15 protein-coding genes are annotated in these 20,120 nt (G+C 34.4%); 11 read left to right on the top strand and 4 right to left on the bottom strand.

The window, feature by feature from the left end:
• Positions 1–557 precede the first annotated feature (557 nt).
• From LO744_RS06735 to LO744_RS06710, 6 genes are all read left to right on the top strand, one after another.
• A complete protein-coding gene (locus tag LO744_RS06735; RefSeq protein ID WP_230668264.1) occupies positions 558–1,004 on the top strand; it encodes a hypothetical protein in 447 nt (148 codons plus the stop codon).
• Positions 1,001–3,064 carry a GMC oxidoreductase gene (locus LO744_RS06730; RefSeq protein ID WP_230668261.1) on the top strand — a complete coding sequence of 688 codons (2,064 nt, stop codon included), beginning with the start codon at positions 1,001–1,003 and terminating at the stop codon, positions 3,062–3,064. Before LO744_RS06735 ends, LO744_RS06730 begins: the two co-directional genes overlap by 4 nt.
• Positions 3,065–3,069: 5 nt before the next feature.
• Positions 3,070–4,560, top strand: coding sequence for a ferritin-like domain-containing protein (locus LO744_RS06725; protein WP_230668259.1), 1,491 nt, complete (start codon positions 3,070–3,072; stop codon positions 4,558–4,560).
• 24 nt (positions 4,561–4,584) lie between these two features.
• Complete coding sequence (locus tag LO744_RS06720; protein WP_230668256.1) at positions 4,585–6,132, top strand: peroxidase, FMP-type; 1,548 nt, start codon at positions 4,585–4,587, stop codon at positions 6,130–6,132.
• 76 nt (positions 6,133–6,208) lie between these two features.
• A complete protein-coding gene (locus LO744_RS06715; RefSeq protein WP_230668253.1) occupies positions 6,209–7,015 on the top strand; it encodes a hypothetical protein in 807 nt (268 codons plus the stop codon).
• A 24-nt stretch (positions 7,016–7,039) separates the two neighbouring features.
• Entirely contained in the window at positions 7,040–8,500 is a 1,461-nt protein-coding gene (locus LO744_RS06710; protein WP_230668250.1) for a hypothetical protein, read from the top strand.
• 507 nt (positions 8,501–9,007) lie between these two features.
• On the opposite strand, the gene LO744_RS06705 is transcribed toward LO744_RS06710, so the two are convergent.
• On the bottom strand, positions 9,008–9,775 hold the full coding sequence (locus LO744_RS06705; RefSeq protein WP_230668247.1) for a hypothetical protein: 768 nt from the start codon (positions 9,773–9,775) through the stop codon (positions 9,008–9,010).
• 373 nt (positions 9,776–10,148) lie between these two features.
• Positions 10,149–13,508, bottom strand: coding sequence for a response regulator (locus tag LO744_RS06700; RefSeq protein WP_230668244.1), 3,360 nt, complete (start codon positions 13,506–13,508; stop codon positions 10,149–10,151).
• A gap of 319 nt (positions 13,509–13,827) precedes the next feature.
• Between LO744_RS06700 and LO744_RS06695 the strand changes: the two genes are divergently transcribed.
• From LO744_RS06695 to LO744_RS06680, 5 genes are all read left to right on the top strand, one after another.
• The gene (locus LO744_RS06695; RefSeq protein ID WP_230668239.1) at positions 13,828–14,058 is read left to right on the top strand and encodes a hypothetical protein; all 231 of its coding nucleotides are present in this window, start codon (positions 13,828–13,830) and stop codon (positions 14,056–14,058) included.
• Positions 14,059–14,610: 552 nt separating this feature from the next.
• Complete coding sequence (locus LO744_RS06690; RefSeq protein WP_230668236.1) at positions 14,611–15,156, top strand: peptidoglycan-binding protein LysM; 546 nt, start codon at positions 14,611–14,613, stop codon at positions 15,154–15,156.
• Between the two features lie 206 nt (positions 15,157–15,362).
• On the top strand, positions 15,363–15,908 hold the full coding sequence (locus LO744_RS06685) for a peptidoglycan-binding protein LysM (RefSeq protein ID WP_230668232.1): 546 nt from the start codon (positions 15,363–15,365) through the stop codon (positions 15,906–15,908).
• Positions 15,909–16,029: 121 nt separating this feature from the next.
• Complete coding sequence (locus LO744_RS20455; protein ID WP_394799509.1) at positions 16,030–16,242, top strand: transposase; 213 nt, start codon at positions 16,030–16,032, stop codon at positions 16,240–16,242.
• A gap of 200 nt (positions 16,243–16,442) precedes the next feature.
• A complete protein-coding gene (locus LO744_RS06680; protein WP_230668229.1) occupies positions 16,443–18,299 on the top strand; it encodes a CocE/NonD family hydrolase in 1,857 nt (618 codons plus the stop codon).
• A gap of 103 nt (positions 18,300–18,402) precedes the next feature.
• Here the strand turns inward: LO744_RS06680 and LO744_RS06675 are convergent, their stop codons facing one another.
• Both LO744_RS06675 and LO744_RS06670 read right to left on the bottom strand, forming a co-directional pair.
• Positions 18,403–19,014 (bottom strand): alpha-ketoglutarate-dependent dioxygenase AlkB family protein, encoded by a 612-nt coding sequence (locus LO744_RS06675; protein WP_230668219.1) that lies wholly within the window; start codon positions 19,012–19,014, stop codon positions 18,403–18,405.
• 228 nt (positions 19,015–19,242) lie between these two features.
• Entirely contained in the window at positions 19,243–20,097 is an 855-nt protein-coding gene (locus tag LO744_RS06670; RefSeq protein WP_230668217.1) for a bifunctional helix-turn-helix domain-containing protein/methylated-DNA--[protein]-cysteine S-methyltransferase, read from the bottom strand.
• Positions 20,098–20,120: the final 23 nt, after the last annotated feature.

The raw sequence follows: 20,120 nt of genomic DNA, 5'->3' as shown, positions 1-20,120 counted from the left end.
TTTATAAACACAATTACAGGCTTGTAAACACAATAACTCCTACTTATTCAAAAAAGGATTAATAAAATGATAAAAATCTTGCTCTGAAGTTTACAGATTATAAAATAACATCTGCTTTCATCGACTCATTTTACCTATTCAACGAAAAAAAACGATAAGATTTCAAGCAAAAATTTATGTCAAAAAACAGTAAAGCTCCGCCTTAAATCCTACTGTCAAAATCTTTATGAGTTCTTCTTTAAAATGTTCCTGAAATTTGGTAGAAATCATTGCGTGAAATGGAGGCTTTAGCACTTTTCTATTTCCGACCGAAGTAATTTTTATTTATAACAATTACAAATATCTGACAACTCGTATTTTACGTATAAATACGGAAGTAGTTGCAGTACTGATTCTATATTTTTGAATTAATAAAAACTAACAACTATGTATACAAAAAGAAATTATAACTTTTTTAGCTAAGTAACGACTTGGCATTCTTTATTTTATTATTCCAATTGTATTAAAGCCTTCATAATGATTTATAAGGATGGCTTTTTAACACCAAATTTTACAAAATGATTATCAATAACAAAATCCTCAACGTCGATGATTACTACTACGGTGTGTTCATGACAATTTCAGAATCTCTCACAGGATTTACCCTTAATGAACTTCAATCTACTGGTTTAGCAGAAATTTACTACAGCTATATTCTCAATCATATCGAATTGGCAACATTCATAGAATTCTTGAATATTTCTAAAAATAGTATTGAAAATTCTCAAACTCAAGAAGAACTGACTCATGTAATTTCTGCTAAAATTTTATCTGCACCTTCAACTCAAGGAATCGCTCAAAGTGTAATCACTCTTTGGTATTTGGGAACTTGGGAAGGTGTTTACGTCAACGATTTATCTTACAAAGAAGGATTGGTTTGGAACGTCATGCACGCTCATCCACCAGGAGCAAAACAGCCCGGCTTTAAATCTTGGAATCTTAAACCTGTAAACAGTAATTCATGAATCAGACAGAAAAAATACAGCCAAAAAAAGATGTAATCATCGTAGGAACCGGAATTGCTGGATCTTTGATTGCCAAGCTTTTAACAGATCATGTTTTTGATACAGGTACAAAAAAAATGATTCACCGTTCAGAAATGAACGATTCAAAAACATATAAAGAATTATCAATTCTAATGTATGAAGCCGGATTAGAAGCCGGACTGGAGCTAGACTCCGCCTCTTCTATGGTCAATTATAATGATTATATCCGTAAATTTTACATGGAAGAAGCAAAAGTTCCGAATTCTCCATACCCGGATTTGAAACAGGCTCCTTCGCCTAATGTTTTGGATATGCAGCCTATTGTTCAACCATTTCCAGATAAGAAAGGATATTTGGTACAGTTGGGCCCCATGCCTTTTGCAAGTGATGCTATCCGTGTTGGAGGTGGAACTACCCTTCACTGGTTGGGAACAACACCGAGAATGCTTCCCAATGACTTTAGATTAAAAGAAAAATACGGCAGAGGAATGGATTGGCCTATCGATTATGATATTTTGAAGCCTTATTACGAAATGGCGGAATTTGAAATCGGTGTTTCAGGAAATGTTGCAGCGCAGGAATACCCTATTAAAGAAAGCATGGAAGAATATTATGGTAAAGACTATGTTTTTCCTATGGATGAAATTCCGCAAAGTTATATGGATAACCAAATCATAAAAGGACTTTCCGGAACTTCAGTTCAGTTGAACTTTGAGAACATTCCGTTGATGATGGTTCCTTCGCCTCAGGGAAGAAACTCTACTCCAAATATTGCTTATGGAAAAGCAAAATTAATCAAAGCTAATTCTTCAGAATCGGGATATAAATTATCATTAAACAATATTGAAAATGAAGAGTATAAGGCTTTAGGTGCAGTATGGAATCCTTATCAGGGAGAACGTTGCGAAGGAAATGCTTCATGTGTTCCTATCTGCCCGGTTCAGGCAAAATATAATGCTTTGAAGACTTTGAAAAAAGCTTTATATAAAGTCAATAAAAACAAAAATCTACAGAGAAATCCTCACATTCAGGTTCAAGCGCAGAGTGTTGTTTATAAATTAAGTGTCAATCAGCATGATCATGATAAAATCTCAAAAGTTCATTTGAGAAGATATATTTCTAAGGAAAAAACAGATTTTATTGAAGAAGTAATAGATACAAATGATTCAATTGTAATCCTTGCAGCCAATGCTTTTGAAAATCCTAAAATTCTTTTAAATTCAAAATATACCGTTATTCAAGACGGGCAAAAAGTTGAAAAAACTGTCGCCAACAACAGCGACCAAGTCGGAAGAAATTTGATGGATCACATGGTAATGCTGACTTGGGGACTGTTCCCAGATCCCGTTTATTCTTACAGAGGACCCGGTTCTACCACCAATATTTCGTCTTTCCGTGACGGAAATTTCAGAAGCGATTTTTCTGCTTGGATCTCTCCTCTTGACAATTGGGGATGGAGCTGGCCGACTTTCTCGCCGGGATCTGATCTTTCAGAGTTTTTGGGACAAGGTCTTTTCGGTGAAAAATTAAAAGAAGCTTTGGCTTACAGACTTTCTAGACAGGTTTTATTCCATTTTGAAATTGAACAGCTACCCAATCCAAACAACAGAGTCACCATAAATGATCAATATTTGGATGTTTTGGGAATTCCGCGTCCTGTTATCAATTATGAACTAACGGATTATGAAATGAGAGCCATGGAACAGGCAAAACTCGCTTCTGACCAAATGTTTAAAAGATTAGGAATTGATGATTTTACAAAGTACAACGCTACAGATAACAACACTTTCATTTACAATAATGTAAGATACTCTTACAACGGAGCTGGTCATATCGTGGGAACTCACAGAATGGGTCACGACGCATCAGACTCTGTAACCAACAGTTATTGTAAAGCTTGGGATCACCCGAATTTATATATCGTTGGTGCAGGAAACATGACCACTTTGGGAACTTCAAATCCTACTTTAACCTTATCAGCATTTACCATTCGTTCAGTAGAATCCATTTTGAAAGATCTGGAAAACATTTTAAAATAAAAACCATGAGACAAAGACTTATCAATAAAACAGAACCTCAGGAAACTAATATTTCTTCAAGAAGTTCTTTAGCGCAAAATACAATCGAAGCAGAAGCTATTTCACTCCAGTCATTATTATTTGATTCAACTATAAATAAACAAGACTGGATTGAAGGATTAAAATACCACAGCAAAACACTCACAAACCTGTTATTAAATAATCAGATTAAAGAATTTAATGCATATTTAAGTTCACAATTTTCTGGTAAAATTTCAAACTTAAAACCTTCTGCGGAACTTTCAAAAGGACAACTTTCTGAATTTAAAAAAGGATTAATAGAATTAGATTACCGTCCTATTTTACAGGATCTTTTACAGACTGCAATTCTGATTGAGCATTCTACAATTCCCCCATATCTTACAGCTTTATATTCCATTAAAGACGGAACCAATGTTTTAGCTTCACAAATCATCAGAAGTGTCGCTGTAGAAGAAATGCTTCACATGATCATGGTTTGTAATGTAATGAATGCAGTAAGTATTCAGCCATCGGTAAACAGACCACAAAATTATCCAAGCTATCCAATGAAATTGCCTATGAATGTTGATTTCTACGTTGGTTTAGAAACATTTTCATCAAACAGTATTGCGACTTTTATCGCTATTGAAAGCCCGAGCAATCCTTTGGTAAAGGCTCCGAAATATACTCCTGAAATTGAAACTTCTAATTTACTTTCAAGAAGTGCAGTACAGGAAAATAATTTCTGGAATCTGGAAAACATGAAAGATTTTATGATGCAGAATGTTCATACAATTGGTGAATATTACGATGTATTATTCTTTTACATTGTTGTTTTCCAAATCATTGCTTATTACAAAGAACACGGAACACTTCCACAGAATTTTGAAGAATTAAACAAAGGCGGAATTTTCACCGGAGATCCCGCAAAACAAATCCGTCCGGAACAATATTACGGAAGCGGTGGAAAACTGCATCCGGTTGATGCTTTAGCAGGTGTAATTCTTGTCTTTCAGGAAATTAAAGGTCAAGGTGAAGGTGCGGATGATTCTATTTTTGATGTAGATTCTTCTCAGTTTGAGGAAGGTGCCGAACTGGCGCATTATTTTAGATTTAAAGAGGTTTTCCATGAGCATTTTTATGTTGGCGGAGATTACAGTCCTTTTACAGATGAAAACGGAATGATGCCTGTTACTACTCCACCGGTCGGAAAACCTCTTCCTGTTGACTGGAGCGCCGCTTACCCGATGAAACCCAATCCTAAAATTGCAGATTATCAATCAAATCCAGCATTATTTGAGCAAGGAAAAGCTTTTAATATGACTTACAAAAAATTGTTGGATGCAATTCAGGCTGCGGTAGAAGGAAATGCTGAAGAATTGCCAAAATCAGTAATGTATATGTATGCATTAAAAGAACAAGCAATCGGATTGATGAGTCAACCATTAGATTCTCAATACAATGCAGGGCCAACTTTTGAGTATCCAACAAATTAATACAACCAATAAACTTAATATACCATGTTAAAAAGAAAAAAAGAGATTATTCAGGATCTTAACGCGAGATTATTAAAAGCTTTACCTGAAGAACAAAAAGGTTATTTAGAGCAATTAATGGATGGCTACTCAAAGCTATTAATTGATGATCCTGTAAGACCTTTCAGAGAAGAAAACCTAAATGAAATAGCAAATAATGTTGATTATGGAGTTTTAGCAGCACTGGATGGAACTTGGGTAAGTTATAATGCCAATTACAATAAAAATATTGACAGACCATCATTAGGAAGCGGAATTCATACAACGATTATGCCTTCTCCGGGTACTAATCAAAATACAATTCCGGGGAAATTCAGTTTTGATACTGAAGAATATATTGAAAAATTAACATTCGAAATCGTTCCGGGTGGTGTTCGTAACCGTGGTGGTGCAACAGAATTATTTTGTGGCGCTGTAAAATACGATCAAACCATTAAAAGCGTCAATAAAGTAGAAGGAAATCCAGATTTACAATATGCCGGAATTCACGAAGAAAACGGAATGTATCTTTGGTTAAGCGACGTTTACAATTACGCTGCAACTGAAGAAACCATTAAAAGAGACCGTGGAATTCATGCCTTTTCTAATGAAGATTTTGAAAAATACGGATATAAAGGAGAATACAGAAATGAGCCTTTGGTTGAAGTAAAAGACGAAAACGGTAATTCTTCATACATTCTTTTAAGCCAATTAAAAGAAGGACAGCAATATTATGAGATCATTCCTGCACAAGAAATAAAACCAATGGATGGAATTAAAGGACCTTATTTTATTCCTGATTATTCTATCTCAAGAAGTGGAGTTATCCCTCACGGAAGCACCATTACCGTATTGGGAGATATTACCCCTGAAAGTAAAGATAATAAAGTATATTACCTTAGAAACGGCGCTCCCCAATTCCCTACCGGTCTTGCAACTTGGGACCCACCTCATCTTGCTATCTCACCAACTATGGGAGGTGCTGGAGGTGCTATAAACCTCGACGAACCGGCTCCGGCATGGGTTCATGAGACTTTAAATGATGAAAACGATCCTGGTTCAAACAAAATTTATACGCAGAGAATATTGGCCAATGAGCTATATCCTTATTGCGTAAGACCCGATATGCGATTAAGAGATACTTTGAGCGAACAAAATGTTACCGATTATGTACTTGTTCAATTATCATCAAAAATGAAAACTGGAGCGCAAGGTGGAATTCTAAATGTTCCTTTTGTTAATCGTTTTGTACCTACCGTTGAAATAGATTTTAATCTTTGGATTGAAACTGTGATTGAAGATGGGAAAGAAATCCTTCAGTTGCAATACGAGCAGATTATATTTTTCGAATTTGATTTTGGAAATGATGGAGGTACGACAAGCTGGCCACACATTCAGGTGAATACACTTCGTAAAATAGAAGATATTCCTGCAAATCAAAGAAAAATAATAGAAGAACAGTTTTTTAATGCGCCTTCAGGGATGAGCATGACAATACCTGCTTCAATTGAAAGCGTAACTCCACCTTCCGGATGCCCTTATCATAAAGGATAAAATTTGAATAATTAAAAATTCTACGGTAACTTTTGATGCCGTAGAATTATATTTTTAAAACTAAAAACTATTTACCATGAATAATCAACTCCCTCCAATTCCTGAAGGATTTGGATTACCGTTTTATTACGCAACCTTATATAACATTGAAGTCGCTTTTCTTGTAGACCGAAAAAAAGTTTTAAAATACCTCGAGAATACAGGACTTATTGCTTCTGATTTTAATGGAAAAGCAATCGTAAGCTTTAATTTTCAAAATTATACAGGACAATTTCCAAACGGCTCAAGCACAACTCAGGAAATAGAACTTAATATCGTTTGCTATCCGGAATCTCAGAAAGATACTGTAGCTTTCGTAAGTGCAGAAGAATACCTTCGTGGCGAAGAGCAAACCAAATTGATGGGACATAAAAGAGTTCACGTTCCTTGCGATGCAGATATGGCAATAAAAGCTGGAATCGAATTATTTGGCGAACCAAAATTTAAGACAACATTTACCACAAATCTCCCTTCTCTGAATGTTCCCGGACAAAATACATGGGAAGTTACGTGCAATGACCCTAAAGACAGCAAAGAATCAATTTTCACCTGTGTTGCAAATGTAGAAGATCTTATTCCTGAAATGTCTGCGTTCTCTCCTATCACAGAATATGGAAAATTTGAAGATAAATTAATCGGCTGCAGGTGGAATATTTTACAACCTACAAAACTTCATTTTTTAACGGAAGAAGAAAGCCAAAAACGAGTAAAAATGACTTATGGAAATTCTGATCACATCATGAAAACCGATATGGAGTTTCTCATTGGCAACAGTCCGGCTTTTGCGGTTCGTACTAGTATGTCGGCTCCAGCGGCAATTCAGACGCGAGCTTATTATATTTAATTTAACCAAAAATCACGAGTACCTATGAAAACTACAAAAACAAGAGCAATCTTTTGCTCTATGCTGCTTATGCTTATAGCAATAGGTTGTAAAGAGAACAAAAAATTATCTGACAATGAATTACTCTTTGCTACTCAAAAGCTTTTTTCGAACGATAAAGACCGTTTTCCGGATTACAATACTTTTTATAAAGTACCAGATGGATATTCAGGAAAAACTTTCGAACTCAGCCAAGATTATCCGCAGAGTTACGATGGCTCTAACCTTAAATATCCATGGCAGGACATCGATTTTACAGACAAGAATAAGTATGAGGATTACATGAATACCGTTTTAAAATATTGTCTTGAAGGGAATGTAGAAAATGATTTTAGAGTGCAAAAAAACACACAAAGAAAATGGTATCATGCACCCTGGATGCATAATGATGATCAATACATTATCAATGCAAACAAAGATTCGCTCTACGTTGGTGCAGGAAGAGAGGCATTGAGAGGACTTACTCAGGAAATTACTTCCAGACCAGGTCAGTTGCATAGTTTGCAAACAAATCCTTCACAGACTTGGGCAGTTTCTTTTTACAATGAGCCCGGAGGATATACCTTTGGAAAAGTATGGAAAGAGAAAGCTCCAAATATTGACGAATCTGATTTTCCGGAAGGAACAGTATGTTTTAAACTGATTTTCACTGATGCACCTGTTGAAGAAGTGCCTTTCCTGAAAGGAAGTTTGGAATGGGATGCTCACATCTATGATAATACAGTAAAGAAAAATATCAACGGTAAGTTAGTAAAAAAGGTAAGATTGATTCAACTGGATATTGCTGTAAAAGATTCCAGAGCCAAACACACACAATGGGCATTTGGAACATTTATCTATAATAACGCCAAGAAAGGAGAAAAATGGTATGAAAAACTTGAACCGGTGGGAATAGGCTGGGATAATGATGTTGATGAACTGAATGATATCAATAGATTCCCAAATGATTTTATAAATGAAAAACTCACAGAAAATATCATTAATGCTTCACTGATAAGAAATGACAAATCCATAAACAATCTAGATCAAGCATACGTTACCCATTTAGGAATCGGAGGTAGAATGAATGGCCCTGTTGACAATCAAAGAGCATCGTGTATATCCTGTCACAGCCATGCAGCATTAAGTGCTGATTATGATGCTTTGGATATTGCAGATTTTTCTAATAACCCTTATAGTATTGAAATGTTTAAAGAGTTTTTCCAAAAAGTGAAAGGCGGTGTACAGACCATCAATTACAAAGGTAAAGCTTATAAAACATCTGATTTTTCATTCCAAATTTCAATTGGTATTAGGAACTATCAAAATCACTTGAAAATTTTAAAACAAATTCCAAGTTCAAAAATTGAGGATAATAAAGTCCGATTTGATGATGTTATAACTGCTTCTGAGACTACAGATCAACTCCCAATTATCACAAGAGGTGGAGTGATAGAAGCTGAATAAACAGTTAAAAAAACATTTTGAAATATTGTAAGTGAAGTCATTCTAAGAATGGCTTCACTTTTACTATAGGTAATCTTTTGAGGTATCTAAAAAAAAACACCATAACCTTAAATCTTTTTAGAGAATGTTTAAATTTAAATGAAAATAATTTATCTCGCAGATTTTGCTGATTTAGCAGATCAACACCTCTCCTTTTAAGCTGCTAAATCTTTATATTCCAAGACATTATATTAAAAAATGATTGAAATAAATCAAAAGTCAATCATACAGAATTAAATTAATAAAACTTATCACAGGCTCTTAGTTTAAAAGTCCAGAAACCTGATGAGTGTATTATAATCTGAGCCTTTCTTCAAAAATACGCATCCTAAAAAGCAAAAATATTTTCTTCATTAAAAACCAAACCTCTCTTAAATCGCTTTAAAAGAGGTTGTTTTTTGATTGGATATATTAGAATAATTCAAAAATTTAGGCTTATGCGACGGTTAGCCGTGTTAGCCGAAATTTTTATTCATAATCATAATGAATTACGTCAACAATTTCTTTTGTCTCATAATCTCTAATTATTTCTTTTTGAACCAATCCATTTTCATAGTAACAATATTCAGTTTCATTCATAAATTGTGCCTCTTCAATAATTTTAATTTTTCCAAAAATGTTTTTTTTGTATTCGAGATCAGGAAATTCAATTAACTTAAAAAGTTTATCGTTTTTGTATTCATAAAGTGTTTTCTTAACACTTCCTTTATATTTAAATTGTAAGCATTCAATTAGAAATCTATTATCGTCAAAAGTATATTCAACTTTGGTAGGCTCGTCTAAATGTTCAATTTTATTAATTGTCCTTTTTTCATTCCACTTATGTTCTATCCTATAAACTTCCCCATCTTCATAACTAAATCTTTCAAATGATAAATAATCTCCAGAATAATTAAATTCACCTTTATAAATATTAACTTCTTTATTATTTTCAATAGTAATAAGATCTTCTCTTATTATTTTGTTTTCATTGAGTGTGAATTTTTTAATGGAATCAATTTTTTTATCATTTACTGACTCTTCAAATAGATGAAATTTTACAGAATAATTAGCATTGCTTAAATATTCATATTCTGAATATATATTGTTAAAATAATCTATAATTTTAACAACTCTATTTTCTTTATAAAAATATTCTTTTTTAATTTGTTTTTTATCTTCATTTTCTAAAGATATTGTTAATTTATTAAAATGTAGGGGCGGTAATAGTAAATCTAAATGTCCTTTAAATATCATTTTTTTTAAAATTTATGCTACCGAAAAAGCTTTACAAAGTGCAGTCTGGATTTAACCAAAAGTTCAATTCAGACTGAAGCGAAGCAAATGCTTTTTCAGATTGTCTAAATTAAAGAAAAAAAACAATATGAAAAGCAGTTGCGGATAATTTTGAAAAAATTTTCAGCTTTAACTTATAGCCTGTTATAAAATTAAATAAAGACTAATTTTTGATGAAACTGATGTCGTGCTGCTAATTGTACAGTTGTAACCATCCATCTCAAAACGTCATGACTTTCGCAAAGGTCTGCGTAAACTTTTTGATCTTGATTATACTTCCTTCTATCCATTCTCATGGTACCTTTTTCTGCAGAATTAGGTGTAATGACGAAAATTACTTTATCAAATCCTTTGCAATTTCTAATCCCATTTTTATTTCATGTTGTATATCACTCTGCAAGACAAATAAATCTATTTCATTATCACTTACCATTTCCCATTTCAGGACACATTCCGACAATTTAAAAAATCCGGCACTCCCGGCAGTACCCTTAAGTTTATGAAGAATTAACCTTATTTCTGCAATATCTTGTTCTGCTGCTGCTTTTTTTACGTTTTTTTCTGCGCTAACAAGCTCCTGAATCAGAAGCCCAAGAAAGATTTTCCTGAAATCAGAATTATCCCCTGTCTGTTCGTTCAGCATATCGATGTTGATATACAGTTTCATATCTATTTCTGATAAGGGTACCGTCTCATTAACAACCTGATTTATATTTTTAGTATTGCTATCAGCACCGATATATTTTTGTAATATTTCCTGAAGATCAGATTTCTTGAAAGGTTTTGGAAGGAAATCTGCCATGCCTGATCCTAGACATTTTTCTCTTTCACCTGCTATATTACCTGCTGTCACACCAATGATTGGAATTTTATCATAGCCAGGAAGCATCCGAATCTGTTCTGTTGCTTCGATACCATTCATTACTGGCATCTGCACATCCATCAGTATAATAGAAAAATGTCTTTTCTGGCATGCTTCTAATGCCTGCATTCCATTGACTGCTTCCGTTAAAACTGCATCTGGAGCAAGCGATTCCATCATTCTTTTATTAAGTATCATGTTGATGGGATTATCGTCGACCAGCAGAATTTCAAGGTCCTGAGAGAACGAATACGAATTCATTTCAGACTGAATCGGCGTTAAATCAACTACGCTGCGGTGGACTGCTTTACGTAAAGTTTTAAATAAATCATTTGATTTTACCGGTTTTAAAAGCAGATATGAATTGTCTTTATCGCGAATGGTGTTACTAATCTCTTTCTCTTCCGAAGAAGAAGAGAGTATAATAAATGGAGTTACTTCTTTCCGCTCATTGAAGAGTACTCTTATTTTTTCAATTGTTTCTACACCAGACATCAGGGGCATGTGGTAATCCATCAAGATGACATCAAATCGTTCGCCTTTCATCAGGATTTCCAATGCTTCCATTCCATTGGTAGCGAGTGTAGATCTTATATTTTTGTGAGCAAGCATATGCTCAAGAATAATCCTGTTCGTTTCATTATCATCCACAACCAGTGCGCTCTCAATCGCAACTTCCATCTCATCGTCTGGCTCAGTCATCAGATAAGGAATTTCGATATCGAAGAAAAAAGTAGACCCTTTTTCCGGTTCACTAATCAATAAGAGATGCGTTCCCATATATCCCAGAATATTGTTCGATATCGTAAGCCCCAGACCGGTACCCCCATATCGTTTGCTAATAGAACTGTTTTCCTGAGTAAATGCATTGAAAATGTATTTTTGTTTATCCTCAGGAATTCCTATTCCTGTATCTCTTACGGAGAATCGTAAAACGATATTTTTCTCATCCATCTGCAATTTCTCAACTTTCAGCTCTATTTCTCCTTTTGCTGTAAATTTCACCGCATTCCCCAGCAGATTGATTAAAATCTGCTTTAAACGTGCTTCATCAATAAGAAGCATCGTTGGAAGACCCTGCTCTACGTTGAGAAGAAGCTCAATATTTTTCTTTTGAGACTGATAAAGAATAACATTAATAACCTGATCCAACATCTCATTCAGGTTGCTTTCTTCAATCAAGAGTTCCATTTTTCCTGATTCAATTTTCGAAAAATCTAGAATATCACTGATGATATGAAGTAAATTTTCTCCCGAATCATTGATGTATTTCAGGTATTGTGTCTGTGTTTCATTGAGAGGGGTTTCCAAAAGAAGGTCTGAGAATCCGATGACTCCATTCAATGGCGTCCTGATTTCATGGCTCATATTAGCGAGAAATTCAGATTTTGCTCTGCTGGCCATATCAGCAGTCTCTTTCGCATTTTTAAGCTCTTCATTTATCCTAACCTCATCGGTGATATTTTGTATAGAAATAATGATCCCTCCTACCTGATCTTTATCAAGATACCATGGTCCAACTTTGAGGTCATAATGTTGAATATCTTTCCTGCCTTTCACTTCCAGCGTAAAATCTTTATTCACATAAGTAATTCCTGATAATGCATTCTGATAAATATCCATTCCGTTTTCTTCAATCATAGGAAACGTACTAGAAAAAAGAGTGTGCCCGATAAATTCTCTACGGTTTATTCCGAATTCCTCCTTCCATCTGCTGCTTACAGCAATGTAATTAAGATCTTTATCAAACATCGCCAAAGGAACAGGAACATCTTTGACAAACGACTGCATCATCGCTTCCTTCTTTGTAATTTCCAGCAACATCTTTTTGTAAGAATCGATATCCTGGATGGTTCCAAAAATTCTCTGGCAGACCTTTCCTTCCAATTCGGGAATCCCTTTCAATCTTACCCATACCGTAATACCGTCACTGCGTAAAAGCTGAAGCTCCTCATCGAAAGCCAATCCTTCATTTGCAGCCTTATCGAAGAGATATCTTACTCTCTCCTCATTTTTCCCTTCGAAGAATCCGAGGAAATTTTCAAAATTTGGTCGAAAATTGCTATTCACTTTGTGAATTTTTCTTGTGCTCTGAGACCAAAACAGCTCACCCGATTTCATATTGACTTCCCATCCGCCTACCTGTGCGACCTCACTTGTTTCCTCCAGCAACTCCTTCGCATAAGACAGATCCTTTTCCAACCTGTCTCGGCGTTTAATATCAGATTTCAATTGTACGTAAATAAAAACAGTCACGCTGACGGCTGCTGCACCGGAAAAAACAATAAATAATACTGTCCATATAGAAGACCTGTTCAAATCTCTATTTGTGATGGCTAGCTGAGCTTCCTCATGCTTAACAAACTCCTGAACCAACCTGCGACAGGCATCCATCCCTGTCCTATTCTGTAAAAGTTCTTGTGCGGTAATTAAATTTCCTTTCCTATGTTTCTCTATGAGCAAAACACCTTCTTCCATCATCGCTTGTGATGTACGCAATAAATTTTGAAATATATCCGTCTGTTTTTTTTCTGTAATATTAAGTTTGCCGGCTTTAGAAACCAGCGACTGATATTTAAGTTTACTTGTATTAAAAGGTTCGAGAAAACTTTCCTGATGAGTAAGCTGATACCCTCGGTTACCAGTCTCCGCATCCAGAAGAGAATTTAAGATATCTTTTACAAAAATGATGGATTCTTTGCTTCTTATAAAGCTCTCCCGGTTTTTCATCTGTTTCTGAATGCTGATATAAGATGCTATGGAACTTGTGATAAGCAGCACCAGTGAAAGTACTATTCCGATTTGAAGATTTCTAATAATTTTTGTAGGCATGCGTGAATCATTATAGACTGTTAACTAAAGTAAGAAGAATTCTTTCGAATTTAACAATTGTTGGCAAATATAGCTGATTTTTAAAATTATAAGCCCAAGTTCTTAAATAGATCAAAGAAGATCATCAAAAATGATTTCTCAATAATAAAAAAACTCCTCTATCTAATGGTTAAAAAATTATCTTCATTCAAATGAAAGTTTCTTTATTTTCTAAAATTCAATTCTTTCCCTTAAAAGACTTCTAACAGTAAATCTTGAAAAATCTAAATGCATTCTTAAAATTGATATAACCATTACAACTTCTAATACGGGAGAAGCTTTGTATTCTGTTCATGATATAAATCTTAATGCGATTACTAATTTGGTAACTGCTGGTGAAATAATAGACTTAAAAAGAGAATTGGAATTTCAGGGATCTAAATTAATTGCCCATTATTTTCAGGAAATTTTAAGTATTGAATTGAATGATAATCCTACAAATTCAGAAAAGTTAACTGTAATTCCAGATGATTATATAGCTAATCTTTCTTCAGATGAATTAAAAAAATAATTACAGCAAATGCAATTAATGGATGTATTGCTCTTGAAATTGTCGGAAGCAACGTAATTCAGGATCGTAATCCGGATTGGACAGCTGCAGCCGCTTTTATAGGACATATATTATAAAAAGTAGTTTTAAAGTTAATCATCTAATCTTTAAGACAGAAATCCATGATAAACAAAACATAAATTAGTTAATAATCATTACAATAAATTGGCAAGATTATAAAATAATAGAGCCAATTTAAGATAGTTGTTGACAGCACTATTTGGGGAGAAAAAGCATCCACGGCCCTTTTGCTCCGCTGGGAACTTACATACAAAAAGTAAACTTATACTGCCACTGCTTTATAATAAGAAGAGCAAAAATCTTTATAATAAGCCCTCAACGCTTCTAAGTGTTGAGGGCTTTTCTATTTGAATCCAAATGAATAAACCGTGTAGTTATTTTACTACATGAGCTTCCATTTTCAACTACAAAGAAACTTTTATTGCCACCATAAATTTGTAGTGTTCAAAAGAGAACAATTAAACAAGAATAAAAATTTAAAATATTACTACCATGACAAAACAATTCGCAATCGCAGCATTAACTATCGGAGCAATCGTATTAGGAACTAACAATGCTAAAGCTCAAAATACAACCGCTACTACAACAGTAAACATCACCCTTAATGATGTAATCTCCATCGACGCAGGAAGTACTGCAATTGGTAATAATGTTGACTTTAACTATGCTACTGCAGCAGACTACAACTCTGATCAAACCATTACTAAAGCAAACTCTTTGAAGGTTACTTCTACGAAAAACTTTAATGTGAAAGTGAAAGCAGGGGGTGCTAATTTCATGAATGGAACCAACTTAATCCCAGTAAATGTTTTGACAATCAAAGCGGCTACAGCTGCCGGAACAATGGGTGGAACAAAAAGCGCGGTTGTTTTATCTGCAACTGATCAAAATTTAGTGGCAAATGCTCCACTTGGAAGTGCATTAACTCTGAATTTGGACTACACCATTCCTGCGGCGAAATCATCTTCTTCTGATATTTTAGGTAAACCAGCCGGAACTTATACGCAAACAGTAACTTATACTGCGACAGCTTTATAATAAGACGAGCAACAATTTATATAATAAGCCCTTAACACTTCTAAGTGTTGAGGGCTTTTTTACTTAAGCAAATGAATAAAGCGTGTAGTTATTTTACTACATGAACTTCCATTTTCAACTACGAACAAACTTTTATTGCCACCGTAAATTTGTAGTGTTCAAAAGAGAACAATTAAACAAGAATAAAAAATTAAATAATTAATACCATGACAAAACAATTCGCAATCGCAGCATTAACTATCGGAGCAATCGTATTAGGAACTAACAATGCTAAAGCTCAAAATACAACCGCTACTACAACAGTAAACATTACTCTGAATGATGTAATTTCAATCGACGCAGGAAGTACTGCAATTGGTAATACCGTTGACTTTAACTATGTTACAGCTGCAGACTATAACTCAGATCAAACAATCAATAAAGCCAACTCTTTAAAAGTTACTTCTACGAAAAACTTTAATGTGAAAGTAAAAGCAGGAGGTGCCAATTTCATGAATGGAGTTAACTTAATCCCTGTAAATGTTTTGACGATCAAAGCGGCTACAGCTGCCGGAACAATGGGCGGAACAAAAAGCGCGGTTGTTTTATCTGCAACTGATCAAACTTTAGTGGCAAATGCTCCACTTGGAAGCGCATTAACGCTGAATTTGGATTACACAATTCCTGCAGCGAAATCATCATCTTCTGATATTTTAGGTAAACCAGCCGGAACTTATACACAAACAGTAACTTATACTGCAACGGCTTTATAATAAGACGAGCAATAATTTATATGATAAGCCCTCAATACTTCTAAGTGTTGAGGGTTTTTCTATTTAAACTAAATAATGAGTAATTGAAGTTTTTCAAAACGGTGACACCCGCAAATAACTTTTGGCAAGAAGCAAATACCTGCTTTATAAAACCAGAGAAAAGTGGGCTTTATCACAAAAACAAAGAGTAAAAATCTTATTTGAGGTGTATCATGACCTTAAAAAAGCCTATGAATTATCAAACGGACTCAGGAAAATTTATAATCAGAACATTCAAAAATCAGTGGCTATGTTAAAGTTAGCCCATTGGTTGCCCCAGCAGAGCGACTTGTAAAAAGGCAGTGTTTATAGCAAAGTACTAAAAGCGAAACCTTGTCAAGGTTAATATTCAGAGTAAAAATAACCTTGACAAGGTTTATCATACACAACAAAAGACCAGAAGAAATTCTGGTCTTTTTCATTACCAAAAACTTCATTTTTAAAAGGATTATATTCAAAACTAATTAATCATTAAATTAGCGACAAATTTCAACTATGAACATCCGATATTCATTTTTACTGCTGTTGCTTATCATCTTTGGAAATGCTCAGACTCAGCCGCAGGACACGTATGTAAAAGACAATTTCACCAAACAGGAATTCTATATCCCGATGCGTGACGGGACAAAACTGTTTACAGCGGTTTATACACCGAAAGATATTTCTAATAAAAACAAATATCCTTTTCTGATGCAGAGAACCTGCTATAGCATCGCTCCATACGGAGAAAATGAATACCGCAGAAGTCTTGGTCCCAATAAATATCTGATGAACGACAAATATATTTTTGTGTATCAGGACGTTCGTGGGAGATATATGAGTGAAGGAGTTTTTACGAATATGACACCACAGGTTGAAAGAAAAACCAAAAAAGATGTTGACGAAAGTACAGATACCTACGACACGGTAGAATATTTGGTAAAAAACATTAAAAACAACAACGGAAAAGTCGGCCAGTTTGGAACTTCGTACCCTGGATTTTACACAGCTGTAGGAACTTTAGCGCAACATCCGGCTTTGGTAGCTTCTTCTCCACAAGCTCCGATTTCCGATTTCTGGAATGACGATTTTATGCACAATGGAAGATTTATGTTAGGTTATTTTAAAACGTTTCCTGTTTTCGGAGTTCAGAAAACAAAAGCAGAAAATAAGGCTTGGTATTCTGATTCTATGATTAAATCGACTTCCGAAGACGGTTTGAAATTTTACAGAGACCTGGGAACCTTGAAAGATGGCTACGAGAAATATTATAAAAACAATTTCTTTATGACCGAAATAATGAACCATCCCAATTTTGATGAGTTCTGGCAGAAAAGAAATCTTTTACCACATCTGAAAAACATTAATCATGCGGTAATGACTGTTGGAGGTTGGTTTGATGCAGAAGACCTTTCAGGGCCTTTAAATATTTACAAAACGATTGAAAAAACAAGCCCAAAAGCTAAAAATACCATCGTAATGGGACCTTTTTCTCACGGCGGATGGGGACGTGAAGAAGGAAAACATTTTCACAATCAAATCTATTTCGGAGACAGTATTGCAACGTATTATCAGAAAAATGTTGAAACGAAATTTTTCAATCATTATTTAAAAGGAAATACAAAACAGGATGCCGGTTTACCCGAAGCTTTAATGTATGACACCGGAGTAAAGCAATGGCGAGAATTTGCAACATATCCACCAAAAGAAGCAAAGAAAGTAAACTTTTATTTAGCAAACGAAACTTTGAAAAATTCAGCAGGACAAGGCTCTTCAGAATATTACAGTGACCCAAATAATCCGGTTTTAAGTTCGGATAATCTGAAAGATTTTAACGGATTTACGCCAAGAAATTATATGTCGGAAGACCAAAGATTTGCAGTGGGAAGACCCGATGTTTTGACTTTCACTACCGATGTTTTAACAGAAGATATGACTTTCGCAGGAGAAATCATGGCTAAATTAAATATTGCTTCAACTTCCACCGATGCCGATTTTGCAGTGAAATTAATCGATGTTTATCCTGAAGACTTTAAGCCTACTGAAAAAAAAGAAGGTGTCATTTATGGAAATTATCATCAAATGGTAAGAAGCGAAATTATGCCCGCAAGATTCAGAAATTCAAGAGAAAAAAGTGAAGCTTTGGTTGCCAATCAGAAAACTGCCGTTAATTTCAGACTGCAGGATGTTGTTCATACGTTTAAAAAAGGGCATAAAATTCAGATTCAGATTTCTTCAACTTGGTTTCCGTTGTTTGCGATTAATCCACAGAAGTTTTTAGACAATCCTAATTTTGCAACAAAAGAGGATTATACAAAAGCGTTTATTAAGGTTTTTGAAGACTCGGCGATTGAGGTTGAGGTTTTGAAATAAGTTAGAAGTTAGAAGTTAGAAGTTAGAAGTTAGAAGTTAGAAGTTAGAAGTTAGAACAAAATTACAATAATTAGAATAGCGGCATTTTTACTGTCGCTATTTTTTATTCTTCAATCGTTCTGAAAGTAAGATTTACTCTTGGAGTTTTTACTTTTGTAGTAGGTGGAAGCCTGTGAAGCCAGTTTTCCTGAGTCGTTCCTTTCATCACTAATAAACTTCCATTTTCAAGCTGAATATCAATTCTTTCTTTAGAAATTTTATGTTTGAATGCAAACTTTCTTTCTGCTCCAAAAGTGAGAGATGCAATGGCTCCATGTTTTTTCAAATCTTTTTCACCGTCACTGTGATAGGCCATTCCTTCGCCTCCATTATGATATAAATTCAGTAAGCAAGAATTGTATGTTTCTCCTGTTATTTCTTCACATTTTTGCTTTAAAGCTAATAGTTCCGGAGTCCAAAGTTTTGCATATTTTGTTCGGTTTGAATAAGTGTATTCAAATGCTTTTTCTCCAAACCAGGCTACTTTCCTTTTGGTTAAAATCAATTTTCCGAAAATAATTGCTTCATCATTTTCCCACGGAATCTGGTTGAATAAATAGTGATAATATTCTTCGCATTCTTCAGCAGAAAAAATCTTTCCGTAATATTCTGCGACGCCGTCTTTGGGAAGAATGTTGATGGGGAAATCTTGGATTTCGTCGAACAAATTATTCATGATTACATTAAAATTAAATTGAACAAATTCAGCCCACTCAGTTTGTCATAGAAATCGGGATGACAATATTGAAGTAAATTTTATTATTGAAAATAGATTTTGGCTAAAGCCAATTCGATTATTCTATATTTTAAACGGGCTAAAGCCCGTTTCTATTGAAAAAAAACAATAATTTATAATAAATAAAATCATTGTGATTATTTATGAAAATATTTGTGTTCATTGCATTTAAAACAAATCATCAGAATAAATTTTTGCACTTTCCCAACCAATAATCAGCTGTTTTCTATTACTTCCCCACATATAACCTCCAATTTTTCCCGAAGATTGTATCACCCGATGACAAGGAATTAAAAATGCTACAGGATTACTTCCAATTGCGGTTCCCACTGCTCTTGAAGCTTTTGGATTTCCAATTTTATCGGCTAAATTTCCATACGTTGAAAGTTTTCCTAATGGAATTGTGAGTAGACTTTCCCAGACTTTCAGCTGAAAATCGGTTCCTTTTAAATGAAGTTTGATGGTATTAAGTTTTGACCAGTCTTTGGTAAAAATAGACAAAGCATTTTGTTGGAAATCATCCTGTTTTTCAAAAAAAGATGCATTGGGAAATCTACTTTGTAAATCTCTCAATGCATTTTCTTTATTTTCTTCAAAAGCCATGTAACAGATTCCTTTTTCGGTAGAAGCTGTGATAATTTTTCCAAACGGGCTTTCAGAAAAACTATAATTAATATGTAAGTTTTTTCCGCCGTTTTTATATTCTGCAGGCGACATTCCTTCAATTTTCACAAACAAATCGTGTAATCTGCTGGTACTTGAAAGTCCGGTTTCTAATGCAGCATCAAATAAGGTTGCTTTTTCTTCTTTTAATAGACTTTTTGCGTGTTCAAGACTGATGAACTGCAAAAATTTCTTCGGGCTTGTTCCTGCCCAATCTGTAAATATTCTCTGAAAATGTGCCGGACTCAAATTTACCTTTTCAGCAACCTCATCCAAATTGGGCTGAAGCTTAAAATTGCCCTGAATATATTCTATCGCTTTGGCAATTCTCTGATAATCTATTTCGTCTTGTGTGAACATTTCGTTTTGTTTTGTATCACAAA

It is taken from the genome of Chryseobacterium turcicum (assembly GCF_021010565.1).
Classification (GTDB): Bacteria; Bacteroidota; Bacteroidia; order Flavobacteriales; family Weeksellaceae; genus Chryseobacterium; species Chryseobacterium turcicum.
This window is presented reverse-complemented; position numbering and strand designations above follow the sequence as displayed.